This window comes from Terriglobia bacterium (assembly GCA_020073185.1).
GTDB lineage: Bacteria > Acidobacteriota > Terriglobia > Terriglobales > Acidobacteriaceae > JAIQGF01.
In genome coordinates, this window is the sequence record JAIQFT010000107.1 from 1 (window position 1) to 5,741 (window position 5,741).

A 5,741-nucleotide genomic window follows, 5' to 3' on the forward strand; every position below is an offset into this window, starting at 1 on the left:
GCGCAATCGAGACAGCATCCAACGGGAGAATCGAGGTTTCGCGGGGCCAACCTGCTTTGGGCGAAGGCGGGAGAGGAAGATTATGTCTCCCGTTTTCAATGACGCTGAACCGTGGTCTCAGCTAATTTGGACAGTAGTGAAGTCAATTATGCGTTTACATGACACAGTGGAGCCTGAGGACGAGCGTGACCGCCTATTCGCACTTGATCGGACTCCCGGTATGCGCCAAGTCACCGGACTCGGCGGAAGCGTAGTCCTCCTCGCCAATGTATGCTTTTTGATCGGCTCAAGATTTTCGCTCGGTAACGATTTGGCGCCGTGGCAGGCGCCCTATTGATGTTCGTTCGAGTCGCATGGATAATTGAGCAAGGTGTTGGAGTTCGCCTTATAACCGCCCTGCAGGTCGGGCAGATGACTCCTACAAGGGATTTCTCTTGCTGGCGGTCGTCTGCTTCCCGCCAAAATACCAGCATGAGAATCCCATAATGATTACCGCAACGGCATTGATGCAGGTTTGCGGTCGGGAGCTTGAGCGGGATGGCAACGAACACCGATGGCCTGAACGAGTACCAACAGCGCCGGCTGAGCGTCACGTGCAGGCACATCGACAAACTGCTGTCTGACATCGAAGCCGTTCTCTGGGCGTCGGCGTCAAAATCGCCTTTTCCGAAATACATTTCCGACATTTCCCCTGCGCAGCGGCGCGTCAGCGAAGACTACATCGCGCGCATTCGCGCTCGTCTTGTCCGCACTCTGGAGAGCCAGGATATTTCGATCGAGCCGCCGTCGATTCCGGCAACACGTACTTTGTACATGGCCCTCACGTTTGTCGACATCTCGGTGGAAGAGCTTCGGCCACGGTACATGCGAGGTTATGGTGAAGTTTCCCCCGCGGCGGCCACCGAGTTGAACGGGATCGTGGGTGAGTTGGAAGGGCTCGTCAATCAGCTCAACATCTTCATCGGTCAAGCCTCCGTCAGCAATCTTCAACAGCGAATCGAGGCGCTGGAATCTGCTGGTACGGACACGAAGCTGCTTAAGAGCCTGGAGCGCATTATTGGCGAGCGGGGCCTGGTCGAATTTCGCTCCACGCTCAGCATGATCTTGGAACGCCTGGAGGACAAACGCTTCGAGATCGCGATCTTCGGCCGAGCCAGCTCGGGAAAGTCGTCGCTGCTTAACCACATGCTGCAGAACGAAGTGTTGCCGGTCGGAGTCACGCCGATCACGGCACTGCCAACGCGGCTGGTGTTCGGCGAAGCTCCGGCCATACAGGTCTGGTACGCCGACAATCGGGCGTCCGAGGCATTCGGCATTTCGCGATTGGCCGAATTTGTCGTAGAAGAGCACAACCCGGGAAATGCCAAGCATGTGAGCAGAGTTGTGGTCCAGTTTCCGTCGGCTGCATTGCGCGACGGCATTGTGTTCGTTGACACGCCCGGACTGGGCTCGTTGGCAACCTCTGGGGCGGCCGAGACCATCGCTTATCTGCCTCGCTGCGATCTCGGGGTGGTGCTCATTGATGCGGGATCAACGCTTACGCCCGACGATCTGCAAACCATCCAAGCGCTGTATCAGGCGGGCATTCCAGCCAACGTCCTGCTCAGCAAGGCCGACCTGCTGACGGACTCGAATCGCGCCAAGATGATCGGTTATGCCCGGGAACATATTCGCTCGGAGCTTAATCTGGACATCACCGTCCATCCGGTCAGCGTCTTGCCCGGCCATGAGCCATTGTTCCAAGCGTGGCTTAAGGAGGACATCGCGCCGTTGTTCGAACGTCGGCAGGAACTGAAGTTGCGCTCCCTGCAGCGCAAAATCGGCATGTTGCGCGAATCCGTTGGCGCGGCCCTGCGCGCACGAATCACGCGCGCGGAGCACACCTCGTCTGCGATTACAACCGACACGCGCGTGCTGGATGCGAACTTCCGCCAGGCAACGGCGCGCATTGAGGAAACCGAAACTGCGGCGAAGCGGATCGTCGAAGATTTGTCCAAGTCAGCCGATGCGGTTCTGGATACTGCTGCGCAGAGCTTAGTGGAAGCCTGGGCGTCTGCAGATGCAGCAGCCGCACCCGATGACACGGCAGTACGCAACGCGGTGCAGACTCACACTCAGACGCGGGTCAACGCAGTTCAGGAGCTGCTGTCCGGATTGGCACAAGACCTGGCAAGCGTTCTGAATGACACCGCACAAGATCTGCAGATCGCAAATGCTCCCGCGGCCGAAGAGTTCGACGGAGTCTTGCGGGAGATGCCGGCATTCGATCCGTCTCCCTTCCGGCTACGGGTGTCACCTCCAACAATAGCGAGTTTGCTGGGCAAAGGGATGGCACAGCGTGCTACTCAGCGCCAGCTTCGGGAGCGCATCGGGTCGAAGCTGGCCGACGCTCTCGACACGTATGGCGGATTGCTACGGTCTTGGCTGGAAAATGTCATTGCTCACCTGCATCGACGGTTTGAGGCATATGCCGGAGCCTATCGAGCGCAATTGGAGCGGACCTTCGCTGGTGGTGATGCGTCTGGCGATGAAAAGAGGGGAATTGAGGCGGATCTGAAAGAGCTAGGCATGGATACAGACGCAACCAGGCCAGCGGTTCACGTTTAGGTAGAGGGTAGAACGGGAAGCAAATTCCGGAAAGGAAACAGGCGGATTGATCAAGTACGTGATGGTGGGAAGAGGAAGGTTCAACGTCCAGATTTCCCTCAACGCTCTCCATCGGCAACCTCCCGAGGCGACGGGGGCAGTAAATCAATGCTCTTTCCGAAGTGGGAATCGATCACCGGCGATTATGTCGCGTTCACCAATCGTCGGATTTTGTGATTGACCGAGCGCAATGGAACAATCCGGGATCTGTATGGCACGACTCTGTTCGAAAGTTCTACGCGGCAGGTCTTGAGGTTGACCATGTTGCCGGTTGGTGACGGCGGCCGATGGAAGCTTTCTTTGGTCTCGGTCTGTTTTGGCAAGTTCCGGTTGGGAAGCAGTGGCTGGAGGAGTACGGACGTTTTGTATTGGCCGGGAACAGGATTATCGCAGGCGTTTTTCGGTGAGATGCGATCGAAAAATTACGTATCTGGTTTGCCGGTTCGTTCCCCCCCGACCGTCACGAAGTGCTCGAGGAATTCGATGACATACCGTCGCCGAATTCAGGGTGTACCAGTTGGATTCACGGCTCAGTCCGGAGCAGAAGCGAGCGGGCGTGTTTCATTATCGCTGGATTCGGCTGGAAGCTCCCGTGGCCGAACCAGACGATCAGATGAACGCGACTTAGGAAAGCAATGGTAGGGAACGTTTATGACTAAAGAGAATCAACACGCTCCCCCCGCTCCTTGGCAACCCGAAACGGATACGCAGAGCGGTAACACCCCCGCTGAATCGATTGACGCGCTTGGCAGGATTGCTACGATCGCAGCCGAACTGGGCAGCGACCGCATCGCTCTGGAGGCGAATGAGCTCGCGGAACGAGTTAGCGAAGGCCGCTTCTACGTAGCTTGCGTCGGCCAGTTCAAACGCGGGAAATCCACGCTTCTGGACGCGCTGGTCGGTGAGCCGGTCGTGCCAACCGGCATCACGCCAGTGACGTCAGTGGCGACCGTGATCCGCTACGGCGAGCGCCGCGCGGCACGCGTGCGCTCCACCGACGGCGAGTGGAGGTCTATCCCACCGAAGGACTTGGAGCAATATGTTTCGGAGGAGCACAACCCGGAAAACGCAAAAGGCGTTAATGCGGCGGAAGCCTTTGTCCCCAGCCCGCTGCTGGCAACGGGGATGTGCCTGGTGGATACTCCCGGTCTCGGTTCGGTTTTTGCCGGAAATACTGCTACTACGCAAGCGTTTGTTCCCCATATTGACGCCGCGATCATGGTGGTTGGCGCGGACCCTCCGATCTCTGGCGAAGAGCTTGCAACTGTGGAAACCGTCGCCCGCCATGTAAAAGACATTTTGGTCGTTCTCAACAAGTCGGATCGCGTCACTGATACCGAGCGAATCACGGCCAACAAATTTGCCCGAAAGATGCTCGAGTCTCGCCTACAGCGTCCGGTAAACGCCATCTACGAGATCAGCGCGATTGAACAACTGGAGCATCGCGGCCCGGAGCGGGACTGGGAAAAATTCATCCGTTCCCTGCAGGACCTGGTTGAGCAATCGGGACGCGGTCTGATTCGAAGTGCTGGCCAACGCGGCATTCGGCGCCTCTCGGAGCAGTTGTTGGCTATGGTGCGGGAAGAACGCGACGCTTTGCTGCGTCCGATTGAAGAATCCGAGCGCCGCATAGCCACCATGCACCAGACCATTGCCGAAGCTGAGCGTTCCATGCACGACCTCGGCTACCTGTTCACCGCGGAACAACACCGCCTGTCCGATCTGTTCCTGGCGCGTCGCAAGCAGTTCCTATCCGACGCGCTTGCCCGGGCCCAAGTCGAGCTGAAGCAGGCAACCGCGATTGCTCCTCACGGGAGTGGTCCGCGTTTCCGCAGGCATGTGATGCACGAGGCCCAAGAGGTTGCTCGCAAGTACGTTGGCCCATGGCTGCACGCAGAGGAATCCTATGCTGAGCAGACTTATCGCCAGGCCGCACAGAGGTTTGTCGATGTCGCGAATGACTTCCTGAAAAAGCTCTCCGAAGCCGGCGTGCCCGAATTGGCGCAGATGCCCCATGCGCTAGATGCGGAACGCGGGTTCCGGGCAAAATCACGGTTCTATTTCCATGACTTCATCACGCTGGCGCGGCCAGCATCGATCTTTCGCTTTCTGGGCGATGTGGCGCTGGGTGCAGTGGGCTCACATGGCAGCATCGAACGCGACGCAATCGCGTTTCTCGATCACCTGCTGGAAGTGAACAGCACGCGGGTGCAGAGCGATGTGAACGAGCGAGTTCTGGAGAGCCGTCATCATCTCGAGGCAGATGTCCGTGGGCTGTTGCGCGACGTAAGCCATGTCGCTGAGCGGGCCTTGTCGCACGCACGCGCTGCCCGTCAGGCCGGCGCCTCGGCTGTCGAGTCCGCATTGACGCGGCTGTCGTCGTTGGAGCAGGAATCGTTGCCGTGGACTGAATCCAAATGGGCCAATGTGACAGATGATCGGTAACCGGCTCATCACCACATCCCCGGTTGAAATCCGCCACGGCGGAGCGTTCCAGTGACATCGATGGACGCGGGCTTCATCTTCGGCCGCGACGAGGAGCAGGCGAATCTTGCTAAGCGCCTAGCTGCGCGCCGGCCGCTCTTGGTTCACGGGCCAGCTGGAGTGGGCAAGACGCTAATAACGACCGCCGTGTTGAAAGATTTTTCGGATTTCCTGTACTCGCCCGACTCAAGCACCATCCATGTCGTTTTCCGGAACATCGCGTCTCGACTGTGGGAACGACGAGCTCCACAACTGGTGAAGTCGTTCGGCAGGGCTGGAGCAGATGCGATCAAAACGAAGTCAGCCGCAAATTTGAAGGGTGTTCTGCGAGACGCACTGCATGAGGGCGACTATTGCCTCGTGCTCGACCACATCAGAAGACCGTCTTATTCGTTTGCCTCTACGGTGCGGGAGCTAATGGGGTGGTGCAACACTCCTGTGATTACACTCGCTCGCTCGGCCCATATGGAGGATCACTGCTGTCCGGTTAAGTTGCAAGGTGATGGCTGCAAGTAGTAGCTGCGCAATAAGTTGAAGCCATTTCGGGCTTGCCGCGATTCGAATGCGAGGAGAGTACACAATGGCTCATGAATCAGGGCCGCACCGTCTTC

Annotated in this window: 3 protein-coding genes; all 3 read left to right on the top strand. The window is 58.1% G+C overall.

The window, feature by feature from the left end:
* The first annotated feature begins 537 nt into the window (after positions 1-537).
* The gene (locus LAN64_20325; GenBank protein ID MBZ5570173.1) at positions 538-2,607 is read left to right on the top strand and encodes a dynamin family protein; all 2,070 of its coding nucleotides are present in this window, start codon (positions 538-540) and stop codon (positions 2,605-2,607) included.
* Positions 2,608-3,297: 690 nt separating this feature from the next.
* Positions 3,298-5,091 carry a dynamin family protein gene (locus tag LAN64_20330; GenBank protein MBZ5570174.1) on the top strand — a complete coding sequence of 598 codons (1,794 nt, stop codon included), beginning with the start codon at positions 3,298-3,300 and terminating at the stop codon, positions 5,089-5,091.
* A 51-nt stretch (positions 5,092-5,142) separates the two neighbouring features.
* Complete coding sequence (locus tag LAN64_20335; protein ID MBZ5570175.1) at positions 5,143-5,646, top strand: AAA family ATPase; 504 nt, start codon at positions 5,143-5,145, stop codon at positions 5,644-5,646.
* The last annotated feature ends 95 nt before the right edge of the window (positions 5,647-5,741 follow it).